General features: G+C 73.4%; 11 protein-coding genes. 2 read left to right on the forward strand and 9 right to left on the reverse strand.

Annotation, left to right across the window (positions count from 1 at the left end):
• Positions 1-11: 11 nt before the first annotated feature.
• Positions 12-938, reverse strand: coding sequence for a Ppx/GppA family phosphatase (locus ABWI07_RS21105; protein WP_149263831.1), 927 nt, complete (start codon positions 936-938; stop codon positions 12-14).
• 65 nt (positions 939-1003) lie between these two features.
• Between ABWI07_RS21105 and ABWI07_RS21110 the strand changes: the two genes are divergently transcribed.
• Positions 1004-1432: a PH domain-containing protein gene (locus ABWI07_RS21110; RefSeq protein WP_149263830.1), complete on the forward strand. Its 429-nt coding sequence runs from the start codon at positions 1004-1006 to the stop codon at positions 1430-1432.
• A 1-nt stretch (position 1433) separates the two neighbouring features.
• Here the strand turns inward: ABWI07_RS21110 and ABWI07_RS21115 are convergent, their stop codons facing one another.
• Together ABWI07_RS21115 and ABWI07_RS21120 are read right to left on the reverse strand one after the other, a co-directional pair.
• Positions 1434-2339 (reverse strand): ribokinase, encoded by a 906-nt coding sequence (locus tag ABWI07_RS21115; protein WP_149263829.1) that lies wholly within the window; start codon positions 2337-2339, stop codon positions 1434-1436.
• Positions 2340-2381: 42 nt separating this feature from the next.
• Positions 2382-2600: a hypothetical protein gene (locus ABWI07_RS21120; protein WP_149263828.1), complete on the reverse strand. Its 219-nt coding sequence runs from the start codon at positions 2598-2600 to the stop codon at positions 2382-2384.
• Between the two features lie 117 nt (positions 2601-2717).
• Between ABWI07_RS21120 and ABWI07_RS21125 the strand changes: the two genes are divergently transcribed.
• The gene (locus ABWI07_RS21125) at positions 2718-3536 is read left to right on the forward strand and encodes an SAM-dependent methyltransferase (protein ID WP_200842337.1); all 819 of its coding nucleotides are present in this window, start codon (positions 2718-2720) and stop codon (positions 3534-3536) included.
• 1 nt (position 3537) lies between these two features.
• Here the strand turns inward: ABWI07_RS21125 and ABWI07_RS21130 are convergent, their stop codons facing one another.
• From ABWI07_RS21130 to ABWI07_RS21155, 6 genes are all read right to left on the reverse strand, one after another.
• On the reverse strand, positions 3538-4329 hold the full coding sequence (locus tag ABWI07_RS21130; protein WP_353819672.1) for an aldo/keto reductase: 792 nt from the start codon (positions 4327-4329) through the stop codon (positions 3538-3540).
• A gap of 137 nt (positions 4330-4466) precedes the next feature.
• Positions 4467-4943 (reverse strand): MarR family winged helix-turn-helix transcriptional regulator, encoded by a 477-nt coding sequence (locus ABWI07_RS21135; protein WP_353819567.1) that lies wholly within the window; start codon positions 4941-4943, stop codon positions 4467-4469.
• A gap of 81 nt (positions 4944-5024) precedes the next feature.
• The gene (locus tag ABWI07_RS21140; protein ID WP_353819568.1) at positions 5025-8153 is read right to left on the reverse strand and encodes a family 78 glycoside hydrolase catalytic domain; all 3129 of its coding nucleotides are present in this window, start codon (positions 8151-8153) and stop codon (positions 5025-5027) included.
• 20 nt (positions 8154-8173) lie between these two features.
• Positions 8174-10228, reverse strand: coding sequence for an alpha-L-rhamnosidase-related protein (locus ABWI07_RS21145; RefSeq protein WP_353819569.1), 2055 nt, complete (start codon positions 10226-10228; stop codon positions 8174-8176).
• A 93-nt stretch (positions 10229-10321) separates the two neighbouring features.
• A complete protein-coding gene (locus ABWI07_RS21150) occupies positions 10322-13276 on the reverse strand; it encodes a glycosyl hydrolase (protein ID WP_353819570.1) in 2955 nt (984 codons plus the stop codon).
• Positions 13277-13278: 2 nt separating this feature from the next.
• Positions 13279-16464, reverse strand: a complete 3186-nt coding sequence (locus ABWI07_RS21155) for a family 78 glycoside hydrolase catalytic domain (protein WP_353819571.1) — start codon at positions 16462-16464, stop codon at positions 13279-13281.
• Positions 16465-16475: the final 11 nt, after the last annotated feature.

Raw genomic sequence — 16475 nt, forward strand, 5'->3', positions numbered from 1 at the left:
AGCGCCGGCGCTCAGCCGGTGATCATGTCGAGGCGGCGGAGGATGACGCCCTCGCGCAGCGCCCACGGGCAGATCTCCAGCTCCCGCAGCTCGAACAGGTCCATCGCGGCGTCCGCGACGATCGCGCCCGCGAGCAGCTGGGCGGCGCGCCGCTCGGACACCCCGGGCAGCTCGGCGCGCTCGGCGGAGGGCATCGCGGCGAGCTTGTCCGTCCAGTCGGTGAGGTCACCGCCGGACAGGACGCGCCGCTGGTAGGGCCCGTCGCCGGTGGGGGCGGCGCCGCCGATCCGGGCGAGCTGCTTGAACGTCTTGGACGTGGCGACCGCGTGGTCGGGGGGCCCGTACCGGGCGACGTCCCCGACCCGGCGCGCGATCTCCGTGCGGACGTGCCGGCGCAGGCCGCGGACCTCCTCGGCGGGCGGCGGGTCGGCGGTGAACCGGTCGCGGGTGAGCCGGCCGGCGCCGAGCGGCAGGGAGAACGCCACGTCCGGCTCCTCGTCGATGCCGGAGGCGACCTCCAGCGAGCCGCCGCCGATGTCCACCACCAGCAGCCGCCCCGAGGACCAGCCGAACCAGCGGCGGACGGCGAGGAACGTCAGCCGCGCCTCCTCCTCGCCGGACAGCGCCCGGATGTCGATCCGCTTGTCCTCGCGGATCCGCGCCAGCACCTCCTCGCCGTTGGAGGCGTCGCGGACGGCGGAGGTGGCGAACGCGACCAGGTCCTCGACGCCCTTGTCCTCGGCGACCTGCAGCGCCTCGTCGACGAAGTCGCGCAGCAGCGTCTCGCCCTCCTCGGAGAGCCGGTCGCCGTCCAGGTGGTCGGCGAGCCGGAGTTCCGCCTTGTGGGAGTACGCGGCGAGGGGGCGCGCGCCCTGATGGGCGTCCACCACGAGGAGATGCACCGTGTTCGAGCCCACGTCCAGCACACCGAGTCGCATGGCCCCGACGGTATCGGACCGGTCCGATGCGCGGGCAGGCCCCGGGTGCGGCTATGGTCTCGGGCATGGAGCCGGGTCAGGAGCGGCGGTGGCGCGTACCGCCAGGTCACGTGGTGGTCAAGTGCGCCGCCGCGGCCGCCGTCACGGCGCTGCTCGTCCTGTACTCCCACGACCCCCAGTTCCTGTTCCTCGCGGGCGCGGCGGCCATCGGGCTGAACGCGCTCGCGCTGCGCGACCTGGTCGCCCCCGTCCGCCTCGCCGCCGACGGCGACGGCCTCACCGTCGTGACCGGCTACGCCGGGCGCCGCCGCCTCCGCTGGGACCAGGTGGTCTCCATCCGGGTCGACGAGCGGCGCCGGCTCCTGCTGCACACGCGCATCCTGGAGATCGAGACCGCCGACGACCTGTACCTGCTCAGCGCGTTCGACCTGGGCTCGGACGTCCACGACGCCGCCGACGAGCTGTACCGGCTGCGCGCCCGGACGGACCGCTGAGCTAGAGGGCGGGCAGCTCGTCCGGCGTGGGGAACGAACTCTGCGCGCCGCGGCGGCGGACGGCGGCGGCGCCCGCGCGGGTGGCGAGGCGGGCCGCGTCCCGCAGGGAGTCGCCGCGCGCGAGCCGCAGGCACAGCGCGGCGGTGAAGGCGTCCCCGGCGCCGGTGGTGTCGACCGCCTCCGACCGCGGGGACGGGACGGCGGCCGTGCCCCGGCCGTCCGCGACGACGACGCCGTCGGCGCCGACCGTGACGGCGGCCGAGCGCGCCCCGGACTCGACCAGCGCCGCCGCCATCCGCGCCGGGTCGCCGTTCCCGCCGAGCAGGAAGGCGGCCTCGTGCTCGTTGACGACGAGGGGGTCGCAGAGGGCGAGCAGGTCGTCCGGGACGGGCGCGGCCGGCGAGAGGTTGAGCACGACCCGGCGGCCCGCCCCGGCGGCGACTCCGGCGGCGGCCTCCACCGCGGCCGGCGGCACCTCCATCTGGAAGGACACCACCGGCGCGCTCTCGATCAGCGCGCGGGCCGCCTCGACGTCGGCGGGGCCGAGCCGGGCGTTGGCGCCGGGCGAGACGACGATGCTGTTGTCGCCGTCCGGCCCGACCGTGATCAGCGCGACGCCGGTCGGGACGCCCGGCGTGGTCACCAGGTGCGCGAGGTCCACGCCGTCGGCGGCCAGGGCGCCGCGCAGCAGTTCGCCGTGCCCGTCGTCGCCGACCCGGCCGACGATCGCGGTCCGGGCGCCGAGCCGCGCCGCCGCGACCGCCTGGTTCGCGCCCTTGCCGCCCGGATGCGTGGCCAGGTCGGACCCGAGCACCGTCTCCCCCGGCGCGGGCCGCCGCTCCACGCCCACCACGAGGTCCGCGTTGAGCGATCCGACCACGGCCACGTCCCACCTGCGCTCTTCCACGGGTAACCGACTACACGCGCGGGGGCCGTCCGCGCAACCCGCTCACCCGGAGCGCAGCTCCGCGAGGTCGACCACCTCGGCGAGCTCCGCGACCGACGGGTAGTACCCGCGGCCCACGGGCACGCCGTCCCGCGTCACCAGCAGCGCGGTCGCGCCCCGCACGCCCGCGAAGTCCGCCCACACCCGGTGCGCGCCGGTGAGCCGCACCGCCGTCACCCGCAACCCGCCCGGCCCCGTCCAGGTCCCCTGCTCCTCCCCCATGCACGGAACGTTACGTATCGCTACTTAAAGCCACGACCACGTGGGTTCCCAGGCGGTCACCGGGCCGGATGCGGCGTTCGTGTTGCCGCCCGGGGGCCGTTGCCCGATCATGAGCCGGTGACCGACTTCTCGGGCGGGGCCTCCGCCGGTCTCGACGCCTCCTCGCCCAACGTGGCGCGGATGTACGACTACTGGCTCGGCGGCAAGGACAACTTCGCCGCCGACCGGGAGGCCGCCCAGCGCGTGGTGGAGATCTCCGAGGGGCGGGTGGTGCGGGGCGTCCGGCTCAACCGCGCCTTCCTCGGCGGCGCGGTGCGGGACGCCGCCGGGGCCGGGATCCGGCAGTTCCTCGACCTCGGGTCCGGGCTGCCCACGCGGGAGAACGTGCACGAGGCCGCGACGCCGGCCCGCCCGGACTCGCGGGTCGTCTACGTCGACTACGACCCGGTCGTGTGCGCGCACGGCCGGGCGCTGCTCGCCGACGCGGGGAACGTGGGGTTCGCCGAGGCCGACCTGCGCCGCCCGGACGACGTCCTCGGCCACCCGGTCGTGGCCGACCTGCTCGACTTCTCCGAGCCGGTGGCCCTGCTGCTGGTGTCGGTGCTCCACTTCGTGGACGACGCCGAAGATCCGCACGCGCTCGTCGCCCGCTACCGGGACGCGCTGGCGCCCGGCAGCCGCCTGATCCTCTCGCACCTGGCGTCGGACGCCTTCCCCGAGCGGATGGCCGAGGCCGAGCGCGTCTACAAGGACGCCAGCGCGCGGCTCGGCGCCCGTCCCCGCGCCCGCATCCTGGAGTTCTTCGACGGCTTCGACCTGCTGCACCCGGGGCTCACCGGTCCCCGCGAATGGCTGGACGGGGGCGTCAAGACCGACGGCGAGCAGTTCGCGGGGCTCGTCGGCGTCGGGGAGCTGACGCGGCCCGGCGCGGGCTGAGCTAGTCCGTCTCGAAGGTCGCCGGGTCGGGCCCGAACCGGACGCCCTTGTCCATCTCGCCGATCGCCTTCATGTCGTCCGTCGTCAGCTCGAAGCCGAACACGTCGATGTTCTCGGCGATCCGGGAGGGCGTCACCGACTTCGGGATCACGACGTTCCCGATCTCCAACTGCCAGCGGAGCGCGATCTGCGCGGGGGTGCGGCCGCGCGCCTGGGCGATGCGGTCGAGCGCGGGGTCGTCCAGGAGCCCGTGGCCCTGCCCGAGCGGCGCCCACGCCTCGGTGCGGATGCCGTGGTCTCGGTGGAAGGCGCGCAGCCCGTCCTGCTGGAAGTACGGGTGCAGCTCGATCTGGTTGACGGCGGGGACGACGTCGGCCTCGTCGATGATCCGGCGCAGCGTCTCGACCGTGAAGTTGGAGACGCCGATCGACCGGACCCGGCCGTCGTGCTTCAGCCGCTCCAGCGCCCGCCATGTCTCCAGGTACAGGCCGCGGCCCGGCATCGGCCAGTGGATGAGGTAGAGGTCCAGGTACTCCAGGCCGAGGCGGGACAGGCTCGCCTCGTAGGCGCGCATCGTGTCGTCGTAGCCCTGGTCGCTGTTCCACACCTTGCTGGTGACGAACAGCTCCTCGCGCGGCAGCCCCGACGCGCGCAGGGCGCGCCCGACGCCGTCCTCGTTGCCGTAGACGCTCGCGGTGTCGATGCTGCGGTAGCCGTTCCGCAGGGCGGTCGCCACGGCGCTCTCGGCCTCGTCGTTCCCCACCTGGAAGACCCCGAAGCCGAGCTGCGGCATCGCGGTCCCGTCGATGAGATCCACCTTCGGTACGGTCACGGTGTCCCTCCTTCCTCGACTGTGTGCCGTGCGCTCTCCTGCCCAGCGACGTGCCGTCAAACATGGCGGGGCGACCGCGCCCCGGCCCGGAGGCCGCGTCAGGCGTCCCGGTCCCAGGCCCGCTGGGACCGGGCGATCTCGTGGAACGCGTCCTTGAAGACGGTGTAGCGCTCGGCGCCGAGGGCGCGCCGGTGGCGGTCCTCGATGCCGGCGAGGATCGCGCGGGCCTTGGCGATCTCGTCGAGTCCGCGCTCGGTGGGGACGACCCGCTTGGCGCGGCGGTCGGCGGGGTCGGGTTCGCGGAGGACGTACCCGAGCTCCACCAGCTCGTCCACGATCGTGCCGACGATCTGCTTGTGCTGCCCGGAGCGGGCCGACAGCTCGGTCGCGCGCACGCCCGCGGGGTCCAGAAAGGCGAGGACGGTTCCGTGCCGCGGCCGGACGTCGGGGTGCCCCTCCTCGGCGAGCCGGTGGAACAGCTCCTCCTGGAGCGCCCGCATCAGCTGACCCGCCAGCATGCCGAGGTCGGGGGCGCCGCGCCCCCGGGCCGCGCGGTCCCGTCCATCTTTAGTCACAGTCTCTGACTATCAATATTCGTGACCGCAGGCAAGGCGCCGGTCCGGTGGGCCGCGGGGCGCGGCCCACCGGATGGTGCGTCAGGAGACGGTGCCGTGGAAGGTGTGGGTGCCGGAGCCGACCGTCGTCGGCTCGGCGGTGCCCGGGACGTGCACCTGGGCGGTGCTGCCCGGCGGGACCGTGACCTTCAGGGTGATCTCGCCGTCCTCCAGCGTCCAGGAGGAGCGGACCTCGCCGAACGGCGTCCGCCGGGTGGCGGAGGCGCTGGTCAGGTCGCCGACCACGGCCGGGTCGATGACCAGCTCGCGGTACCCGGCGGAGCCGGGCGCCTGCCGGATGCCGGCGAGGCGGCCGGAGAACCAGGAGTCGATCGAGCCGAGCATGAAGTGGTTCTGCGACTGGCCGGCGCCGCCGTCCCACGACTCGCCCAGGGCGGTGTTCCCGTGGACGACCTGGTACCCGTAGCTCGGGCTGTCCGTCCGCGTCGCGATCTTGTAGATCACCTCGTCCGGCAGGACCCGGAACGCCGACGGCAGCGAGATCTCACCGAGCAGCAGGTGGTGGCCCGCGTCGCGGATGCTGCCGACCAGGTGGTCGAGCAGCCTCTGGCGCTGGTCGGCGGGCACGGCCCCCATGTCCAGCGCGATGGCCTCGGCGCCCTGGCCGCCGCCCCCGAAGGTGCCGGTCGCGGGGTCGTAGAGCTTGTCCGAGAGGGCCTTGGCGCTCCTGTCGGCCTTGGCGCGGTAGGCGGCGGCGCCCGCCTCGTCGCCCAGCGCGCCTGCGATCCTGGACATGGTGTCGGCGATCCGCCACCAGCCGTACGTCCCCGAGACGACCTTGGGGAACGTGCGGTCGGGGGTGAACCAGTCGCCCAGGGTGTAGTCGGTCAGCCCGTCGGAGACGCGGCCCTCGATGTACGCGGCGTACCGCTTCATCGCGTCGTAGTACGTCCGCATGGTCTCGGTGTCGCCGTAGTTCAGGTAGAGCTGCCACGGGACGGCGACGAACGCGCCGCCCCAGTTGGAGTCGTCCCTGTAGGTGCCCGGAAGGACCGTGTAGTCGGGGACCGTGGACGGGACGAGCCCGGTCTCGGTCTGCGCGTCCGCCATGTCCTGGACGATCTTGCGGAGCTGGGCGTGCACGTCGTAGTTGGCGGCGAGCGCGTCGCCGACGAGGTGGGTCTGCTCCAGCCAGCCGAGCTTCTCCCGGCTCGGGCAGTCGGTGAGGACGCTCGTCATGTTGCCCTCGATCGCACGGCGGATCAGCCCGTGGATGCCGTTGAGGAGGTCGCTGGACGAGCTGAACGAGCCCGCGGAGTCGTTGTCGGCGCGCAGCACCTGCCCCCGCACGGATATCGTCGCGCCCTCGGGCAGGCCGCGCACCTCCAGGTAGCGGAAGCCGTGGTAGGAGAACTGCGGATGCCACGTCTCGGAACCCGCGGTGCGCGTCGTGTACTCGTCCCAGATGGGCGCCCCGACGTTGCTCATCGACTGGAACGCGCGGCCGTCCTTGAGGCTCTCGGACGGCAGGACCCGCACGGACGTCCCGGCCGGGGCCTCGACGGTGATCTCGGGACGGCCCGCGATGTTGCGGCCGACGTCGAACACCCGGTAGCCGTCACCCGCCCCGACCTGGCGGCCCTCCAGCGTCTCGACCACGCGGACCGGTTCGGCCGTGCGGCCGCTCAGCGCGCCCGGCGCCGCGACGGGGACGGCCGCCTCCCAACCGGAGCGGGACGCGCCCGGCCTGTCCCAGCCGGGACGCTCGCGGCGGGCGTCGTGGTCCTCGCCCCCGTACCAGTTGGAGAACGTGACGGGCCCGAGGACGGTCTTCCACGTGCCGTCGCTGGCGACCCGCACGACGCGGCCGTCGGAGAGGGCGACCTCCAGCTGGGCCATCAGCTTGGGGTCGCTGATCGTCCCGGTGAACTTGCGGTACCGGTCGGGGGTCGAGATCACGTTGGCGATGCCGTTGCCCAGCTCGACGCCGAGCGTGTTGGTGCCGGAGCGGAGCATGTTCGTGACGTCGTAGGTCGCGTACTGGACGCGCTTCTTGAACCCGGTGTTGGCCGGTTCCAGTTCGGCGTCGCCGACGCGGCGCCCGTTCAGCCGGGCCTCGTAGACGCCGAGGCCGGCGACGTAGAGGCGGGCGCTGCGGACGCCGCCGGGCAGCCCGAAGTCCTTCGCGAAGATCGGCAGGGCCTCGGGGACGGGCGACTCGGGCGGCTCCTGGCCGGTGACGGCCGCCCTCGTCGTGAAGGGCCCCTCGGCGGCGTCGGAGGCGGCGACCGAGAAGTCGACGGGCGCGTACGGGACCTTGCCGCCCTCGATGCCCTGGTCCGTGCGCGGGTAGAGGAGGACCTCGTCGAAGTCCTTTGCCACCTGGAGGTCCACGGTGAGGGTGAGCGGCTTGTCGGAGACGTCCGCTTTGCCGTAGGCGGAGCTCGACCAGCCGGCGAACTCCTGGTTCGTGGTCTGCGTGCCGTCGGTCAGGTAGCGGGTCAGCCACTTGCGGTTGACGTTGCCGCCGTTGTCGGACGCGGTGACGGTCCTGCCCTTGGCGAGGTTGGTGTCCGGGTCGCCGGAGTCGCGCACTTCCAGTTCGGCGAGCTGGAGCCGCCAGGTCTTGTCCGGCAGCTGTTCGACCTTGGGCAGGCCCAGCTTCGTCACGTCCAGGCGGACGTAGCGCGCGGTGGTCTTCGGCAGCTTCACCATGATCGGGGCGGGCTTCTTGCCCGCGACCTGCCAGTCCTTCTGTCCGATCCAGCCGCCCCGCCAGTCGTTCTGGGACGTCAGGCCCGTCTCGAACCAGGACGGCGACGACCAGCCGGAGGGCCGCGGCCCGGTCCAGACGCGGACGCGCCAGTACACCCGGGTCCGGCTGCCGATCTCCTTGCCCGCGTAGACGGCGCGCTGGCCGCCGGAGGCCACCCGGCCGGAGTCCCAGAGGTCGGCGCGGCCGTCCTGCAGGGCCTTCTCGCTGGTGGCGGCCTGGATCTGGTAGGCGGTCTGGGTGACGTTCCGGCCGCCCTGGAGCTGCCAGGTCAGCGGCGGCGTCGTGTCGTCGATGCCGAGGGCCTGGTTGAGGTCGGCGGTCTTCATGCGGGTGACGTGGGCTTCCGCGTCCGCGTACACGGGGGCGGAAAGGAAGGTCATCGGGAGGGCGACGGTGATGGACGCGGCCGCGAGGCCGCGCAGTGGCCTGCGCAAGGGGACTCCTGGAAGGGCGGTCATGCGCGGTCGCTCTGGAGGCGGTGCGAGCCGCGCAGGCCCTCGATGTACACGTACTCGCCGTCGCCGTGGACGCCTGCGGCCCGTGCGCGGGTGCCGTCCCAGACGAGGCGTCCGTCGACCCGGACCTCGATGCGGGCGCCGAACGTCGGCACGCCGGCGCGGCCGACGGTGGTGCCCGGAGCCTTCAGGTGCGCGGTGTACGTCCCGCCGGAGACCTTCCAGGAGGCGTCGACCGCGCCGGCCGTCGTGGTGATCCGGCCCTGCGCGAACGTCAGGTCGGCCGGGTGCGGGACGAAGTCGAACGACCGTCCGCCCGTCCCGGTGGGGTTCAGGCCGAGGACGGAGAACGTGAGGGCCGGCGTCGGGCCCGTCGCCCAGGCGTGCGCGAGGCTGACGTAGGAGCTGCAGAAGACGCACCCGTCCCCCGGGTTGCGGAACGACTCCCAGAAGGTGCTGCCGGTCCCCTGCGGGTGGTCGAGCATGTAGCCCCACTGGCGGCGGATGATGTCCACGCCGGCCTGGTCGGCGGCCTTGCCGCCCGCCGCGAAGTGGGCGTTCACCTCCATCGATCCGGAGAAGACGCCTGGGTTGCCCTTGTTCTCGGGCGCGGTGGAGGTGATCTCGTTCCAGTTGCCCTTGAGGGACTCGCTGATGCGGCGCGCCTGCCGCTGGTCCGCGAGGCCGTACCAGACGGCGAGGGAGTTGTCCGCCTGCGGGTGGATCGGAGAGTTCGGGTAGAACTTGTACGCGCCGGCGGCCTCGTCCCAGAAGTTCGCGTTGATGGCGGTGCGGAGCGCGGCGGCCCGCTCGGCGTAGGACGCGGCCAGGGAGTCGTCGCCCTGCGCCTTGGCGAGCTGCGAGCCCCTGTCGAGGACGCGCCACATCAGCACGTTCGCGATGAGGTTCTCGCCCTTGGCCAGGATCCGGACGGAGTCGGACGTCCCGGTGATGGACACCAGGCCCTTGTCGTCCATCTTCCGGGCGATGAAGTCGACGCCCTTCTGGTACCGGCCCCAGACGCCGGACAGCCAGCCCGTGTCGCCGGTGTAGTGGTAGTAGTCCCAGCTCGCGGCGAGGGTCCACAGGTGGTAGGTGTCCGAGCCCCACTTGTTCAGCTCGGGCCCGGCGTAGGGCAGCTCGCCGGTGTCGCGCTGGGCCTGGTAGACGGTGGTGAGCGCGTTCCGGGCGGACTCGGTGTCGTTGAACGCCGCGTAGGCGCTCGGGATCTCGATGCCGAGGTCGCCGGGCCAGACGGTCCGGTCGCGCTTGGCGCCGTCCACGAGGATGGTGTCGCCGACGCCGATGTCGCCGGTGCTGTCCCACAGGGCCGCCGGGGGCTCCCAGACCCGGCCGGTCTTCGGCGAGATCGTGTTGAGCTGGACGGTGTAGGCGCCCGCGTACCAGATGCGGTTGAGCAGGTCGTCGCTCGAGTAGAAGTAGTTGGCGTACTTCGACGGGTCCTTCATCGCCGGCGCGGGGGTGTAGTGCAGCGACACCTTGTCCAGGTCGACCCGGCCGCCGGACTGCATGAAGACCGTCAGGTAGCGGAAGCCGCCGCGGAGCAGCTCGGCGGGCATGGTGTAGGACGTGGCGCCGTCGACGTCCACGGAGAGGGCGCCGTCGCGGCTGCGGGGGCCTCCGGTGGAGGCGTCGCTCGTGGTGTCCACGTAGGTGGACGACTCGGAGAACGCGACGCCGACCTTCTGCGGGCCGTCCGACCCGGCGAAGTTCAGCGTGGTGAGCCCGCTGACCTCCTTGCCGAAGTCGAGCGTGACGGACGATCCGGCGCCGGTCAGGCCGGTCGCACCGCCCTTCAGGACGGCGTCCTGGTCCGCCACTGTGCCGGTGGTCTTGAAGACCGACACCGGGTGGAGGGTCCGTGACGACGGGGAGAAGTTGTACCGCTCCCAGGGGGCCGACTCGCGGCCCGGCTCGCGGCCCGGCTCGGCATAGGCGGAACCGAGCGGGGCCGCCTGGACGGCGGTCAGGGCGGACAGTCCGAGAGCGACCGCGATGGCGCCGCGGCGGCGCCTGGATACGCTGGTGTGCATGGATTCCTCGCTATTCCGGTCTTGAAGAGGGCTTGGGATGAGGGGTCCACCGTGCGGGAGGGCGGGGCCAACGCCCTCCCGCACGTCCGGGGTTCAGCGGGTGGGGACCACCGCCTCGGCGTAGGGGACGAGCCGGACGGGCCCGATCAGCCCGTACCGCTGGCGCGCCGCGCTGCCGTAGACGCCCGGGTCGGAGACGCGGAGCCGGTTGTTCAGCGTCGTGGCGACCTCGACCTCGATCGTGTTCGCGCCGCGCCGCAGCCAGGGGCCGATGTCCACGACCGGGACGATCACGCTCACCGGGAGCCGGTGGCCGTTGACGGTGACGCGGCAGGTGTCGAAGACCTCGCCGAGCTCCAGCAGCGCGCCGCCGCCCGCCCAGTCCACGGTGGTGGTGTAGGTGCCGATGCCGGAGACGTCCGCGAGCTCGGGGATGTCCGGCCACGCCTTGAGGCCGTCGAGCTCCAGGTCGTGCCGCTTCACGCCGTCCGGCGTCATGTCCTCCACCTGGAGCCGCCAGGACGTGAGCGTCCGCGCCTCGGGCACGGCGCCGATCTCCGTCCGCACGGTGCGGCCGTCGGGCAGCGTGGTGGAGTAGCCGCCGGCGGCCTTCGCGCGGGCGATCAGGCGCTGCCGGTCGACGCGGAGCTCGGCCTGCGACGCGGTCGCGGACGGCGCCTCGCCGCCGCGCGCCAGGATGATCACGGTGGCCTCGGAGGGCTGGAGCGCGACCCGCAGCGTGATCGTGTCGCCGTCCTCGCGGTAGACGGCGATCCGCTCGGTCTCGCCCGTCCACAGGTTCAGCCGGTACGGGACGGCCTTGCGGTCGGACCGGGTGAACGTGACCTCGTGGTCGATCGCGGCGACCGGCGGCTTGACGGTCTCGGCGTGCTTGCCGTTGCACAGGTAGAAGTAGTCGGCGCGGCCGTCCCGCCGGTGGCCGGTGAGGAGCGTCGACGCCTCCGCGTAGGAGACCGTCGGGCGCAGGCCGAGGTCGGCCAGCGCCCCGGGCACGTCCGCCTCCGCGGCGACGACGCGGACGCGCGGCTGCGCGAACACCTGCTTGAGGACGGCGCGCAGCTGCTCGTTCTCGCCGTCGCGGGCCAGGCCCGGCACGGTCGCGGCCGACCAGTCGCCGAGGAACAGCAGCGGCAGGCCCGCCTTCGTCAGCTTCAGCATGGTGCGGGCCGTGGCGAGCGGCAGCGTGCACTCGTTGCCGCCGAAGCGGTCGCCCTCGACGAACACGACCTTGTAGGCCGGGCCGTCGGGAGCGAGCCGTCCGCCGGACACGGTCGCGGACGGGAGGTCGAGCAGCGGCGCGCTGATGAGCTGGTGCGTCCAGCCCAGCGGGATGCCGAACTTGGTGAACCACCCGGCGCCGATGCCGGTCTTGGTGTAGCCCTTCTGGCGGAAGACGGCCACGTCGATGCGGCTCTTGCCCGCCTGCATGGCCAGATGGACGCGCGACAGGTAGGCGGCCACGTCGGGGGCGTGCCGCCACGTCGGCTGGCGCGGCCCCCACGACTCGGAGAACCCGATGCCGCCGTTGTAGGGGGTGAACGCCGCGAAGCCCGGCCACGCCGCCCCAGGCGCGGTGGCGTAGGAGAAGCCGTGCAAGACGGTCTGGTTGAGACCGGCCGCGTAGGCGCCGCCCATGGTGCGGAGGAACTTGCCCCAGGTGGTGTTGTAGGCGCCGCCCTGGTAGGCGCCCGCCTCGCAGGAGAGGACCTTGCGTCCGCCCATGTCGCGGCCTCCGGCGAGCGCGCGGTAGTCGTCCAGGTTCTTGAACCCGAGCGACTCGCCCTCCGGGACGTCCAGGATCGCAGCGGTGTAGATGGCGTCGGTCTCCAGCCCGTACGGCTGCGCGCGGTACTCCAGCCCGATCGAGTGCGCCCACTTCGCGAGCGCCGCGAAGTGGAACTCGTTGAACAGGTCGGAGACCGTCTGCCAGAAGTCGTGCCGGACGTGGGAGGTCGTCGCCGCGTCGTAGGCGAACTTGGTGTTCTCCTTGAGCCGGACGATCACCGGAAGGTACGGCATCAGGTCGTAGCCCCGGCGCCGCCGGAACTCGGCGGGCAGGTCGGGCGTCCAGTTGAGCGCCGCCGTCTCCAGCTCGATCGAGTCCTCGAACAGCGTCGCGCCCGCCCGCTTGATCAGTTTGCGGATGTCGCGGGTGAGCAGGCGCGCCTCCCAGAACGCGGTGACGGCCCGGGTCCCGGCGCGGCTGAAGTGGTCGACGACGCAGCTGTCCGGGGACGAGTGCGGGCCGGACTCCGGCCGCTGCCCGCTGCCGCGCCGCCAGTAGGAGAACAGCAGCCAGTCGCCGCCCTCGGGGGCCGTCCAGGTGATCCGCTCCCCCGCGGCCTTCGAGGTCAGGTCGGTGAACGACGCGGGGTCGAGGCCGGTCTCCTTGCGGGTGTTGTTCGCGGCGTCGAGCCGGACGGCGTGGACGGCGACGAGGTGGCGCCTGGTCACGCCGCCCTCGGGCGGGGCGACCGGCTCGGGGACCGGGCCGTCGTGGGTGGCGCCGCCCGCGACGGTCACCGTCCCGTACGCGAGTTCCTGGACGGCGGCCTCGTCGTCCGGCGTGATCGTCGGGACGGCCGCGGGCCAGGCCGGGCCGATCGTCAGGTCGACGGTCACGCCGCGCCGCGCGGCCTGGTCGAGCGCGGCCTCGACGCCGGCGTTCCAGACCGGGGTGCCCCAGCCGTGCCCCGCCGGGTCCAGGACGGACTTGTCGCGGATGCTGTGGTGCACGGCGACGATCTCCGCGCCGCCGAACCCGGCGTCCGCGATCTGGTCGATCTCGCGCCGGATCTCCGCCGGATCGACCAGGCCGTCCGGCCACCACCAGCGGAACCGGGGCCGCACCGCCGCGCCGGGGCCGGCGAACCCGCCGGCCTCCGGCGCCGCGGGGAGACCGGGCGCGGCCTGCGCCGCCGCCTCGCCACCGAGGACCGGGCCGGCGCCCGCCACCACGGCGGCGGCGGCGCCGATCTGGAGTGCGCGCCTGCGGGTGACGCCCTGGCCCATGCGTTCGTCGTTCACTGTCAACTCCTGATCACTGTGCTGCGGCCGGAGCCGACCGGGCCGATGGCGAGGAGCCGGCCGGTCGCGTCCTGGCTGGTGGAGCGGGGGGCGCGGGCATGGGGTCCGGTGAGGCGGAACGCGCGCGGATCGTCGTCGCCGAGCTCGACGACGACACGGGCGGACATGCCGGGCGGCACGTCCACGTCCAGGCGGTAGCCCTCACTGCGGTCGAGCGCGACGGAGACCGGACCGCGGATCGTCGGAACCCGGCCGGAGGCGCGGGCCAGCCCGCCCGGGCGCGGCCGGACCTCGATCTCGGCCGCTCCCGGCGCGGTGATCCGCACACCGAGGACGTGGCGCGGGATGACGTTCGCGGGCGCCGAGCCCCAGGCGTGCGAGAACGTCATGTTGGGTTTGAGGGACGGGTCCCAGGCCTCGGCCACGATGGTCGCGCCCAGGTCGTCCAGCATGTGGAGCCAGGAGCTCATGCCGGTGGCCGTCATCAGGCCGATCGCGGCCTTGGCCTGGCCGGTGGCGAACAGGGCGTCCAGAAGGAACTGCGCGCCGTAGACGCTGACCTTCATGCCGCCGCCGGCGAGGGTCTCGCCCAAGGCACGGACGACGGAGTCGGGAACCGTGCCGGGCCCGGCCACGCCGAGCGCGACCGGGTACACGGTGGCGTGCTGCGCGCTGTGGGTGGTGCCCACTCCGTCGAAGAACCGCCCGTTGGACGCGTCGAGGAGCTGCTCCCGCATCGCCTTGGCCAGCGTGTCGGCGCGCCCCCGCCAGCTCTTCGCGTCGGCCGTCCTGCCGAGCGCGTCCGCGATGTCGGCCATGGCGGTGAACGCGGCGTACTGGCAGGCGTTCACGACCGTGTTGACGTCGGTGAACACGTAGCCGTCCCGGTTGGACGCAGGCCAGTCGACCAGGTCCTGAGTGGGCGAGCCGGGCTTCTTGTGGACGAGCCCGTCCTCGCCGAGGTGCGGCGTCAGGTGCTTGGAGACGAGGATGTCGTAGTCCGCGGCGAGCTGCTCCGGGTCACCGGTGTGCAGGTAGTCCTGCCAGGCCGACATGACGCTCATCAGCCGGTACTCGGTGGGCCAGGTGGGGTTGCGGGCCAGGTAGGCGTCGGACGCGCGGGCAAGCGCGAACGAGCGCTGCACGGCGTACTCGGACGCCTGGTTGACGAGCGCGTCGCCCTCGTAGGGGCCGCGTTCGCGGGTGGGCGTGTCGGTGTAGAGGTCGCCGCGCGTCGCCTCGATCGAGTACCGGCACAGCTCGTACACGCGGTCGAGGTCGGGGCTGGAGCTGGAGAACGACGCGTCGGAGTCGCGCCAGGCGGCCCGCCAGGCGCGCCCGGTGGCGGCCTGCGAGAGGTCGAGGTCGTCGTCGCAGATCAGCTGCGCGTAGCGGAACCCTCGGTAGCCCCAGTGCTCGATGGTCTGGTCGCCGTCGCGGAGCGTCCAGACCTCCCGGTAGGTGACGCCGGCGCGCAGCGCGTGCCTGACGGTCCCGTCGGCGTTCAGCTCCTCGCCGAGCCGGACCTCGACGGTCTGCCCGGCCTTGCCGCGCACGGACAGGCGCAGACCGCCCGCGATCTCCCGCCCGAGATCGACGATCCAGGTGCCGGACGACGCCTTCCGCACGGACGCGGGCCGGACGTCGTACAGCCCGACCGGTTCGACGAGCGCGGGCTCCAGCCCGGCGATGGCCGGCTTCACCACCGCCGGCTCCCAGCCGGAGTCGTCGAAGCCGGGGCTCGTCCAGCCGGCCGGCTCCTGCCGCATGTCCCAGTACTCCTGGGGACCCAGGTAGAAGCTGGAGCCGATCGTCCCGCCGTCGCGCAGCATCCCGGCCTGGCGGCGCGCCTTCCATGCCGCGCCGCTCCTGACGGTGGTGGACGTCCCGTCGGCGTAGGTGACGACGAGTTCGGCGAGGAACCGCTTGTCCTCGGTGGTGAACGCGAGCGCGGCGAGCGCGTTGGGCCGGCCCGGCTCCAGCGCCTTGGTGACGTCGAAGGAGTGGTACTTCGGCGCCCCCGTCCCGCCCCGCATGGAGGCGAAGCCGGCCACCTCGCCGTTCACCCAGATCTTGGCGGGGTACTGGCGGCTGGGCGCCGGGGACTGGGCGGCGACGTGGAGCACGGCGGCCGCGATCGGTTTGCGCTCCGGGGTGAACTCGGTGCGCAGCAGCGCCCAGCTGTCGTCGGGCGACCCGGCCGAGGACAGCGTCGACTGCCCCTTGGCGAGGGTCAGGGCGCCCCCCGCGACCGTGCCGGCGCCGAAGGTGCCGCGGCCGTCGGTGAAGTCCTCGTCGATGACCGCCTTGCCGTCCGCGCCGGTGAAGGTGACGCGGTCCCACACGTTGGCCTCGCTGGAGCCGTTGCGCATCCCGACCGTGCCCGTCCGGTACGTGCCGTCGGTGGTGGTGTCGACCTCCGCCCCGTCGATGGACGTCCGGAAGGTGGAGCCCGCCATCTCGACCGCCACGTCGTACCAGCGGCCCGTCTCGACGGGGAACGCCAGCCGCTTCTCCTCCAGCACCTGGTACGCGCCGTTCACGCAGACGTGCTTCTTCAGGACGCCCGGAGATCCGGCGCGCAGCTGCCACAGGTAGTTGGCGCTCGTCCCGGACGCCCGGAACCACAGGCTCGCCGCGACCGAGGTGATCTGCACCCGGACCTTGAGGATGCCGTCGCCGGGCGCCTGCGCGGCCGCCGTCCAGATCGGCTCGGCGGACCACTCCTCGACGCCCGTGGCCAGCAGCGCGGGCTCGGACCAGCGGGACGCCTTGGGCCCGTCGAACGTCCGGACCCGCCACCAGTACGGCGTCCGCGGCGACAGCGCCGGACCGCCGTACGGCACGGCGACGGACGCCGACGACGCCGCCCTGCCGCTGTCCCAGACGTGCGGGCCGTGCTCCAGGCGGGCCGGCGTGGTGGCGAACTGCACCTGGTAGTGCGTCTGCTTCGTCCCCGGGCCGAGGTCGGCGAGCCGCCAGCTCAGCCGCGGCCGGGCCGCGGTGACGCCGAGCCCGTCGGGCAGCAGGGAGGTCAGCAGCCCGGACGGCGTCCGGGCCGCCGCGGCGGCCGGGGACGCCGACGCGGCGCCCCCGGCGGAGCCGAGGACGACCGTGCCCGCCACCCCGGCCACCGACGCCCCGAGGAAGTGCCGCCGGCTCATCCCGCTTCTCGATCGTTCGGTCATGACCGGGCTCC

The sequence above is a fragment of the Actinomadura sp. NPDC000600 genome, from assembly GCF_040492135.1.
In the GTDB taxonomy this organism is placed as follows: domain Bacteria; phylum Actinomycetota; class Actinomycetes; order Streptosporangiales; family Streptosporangiaceae; genus Spirillospora.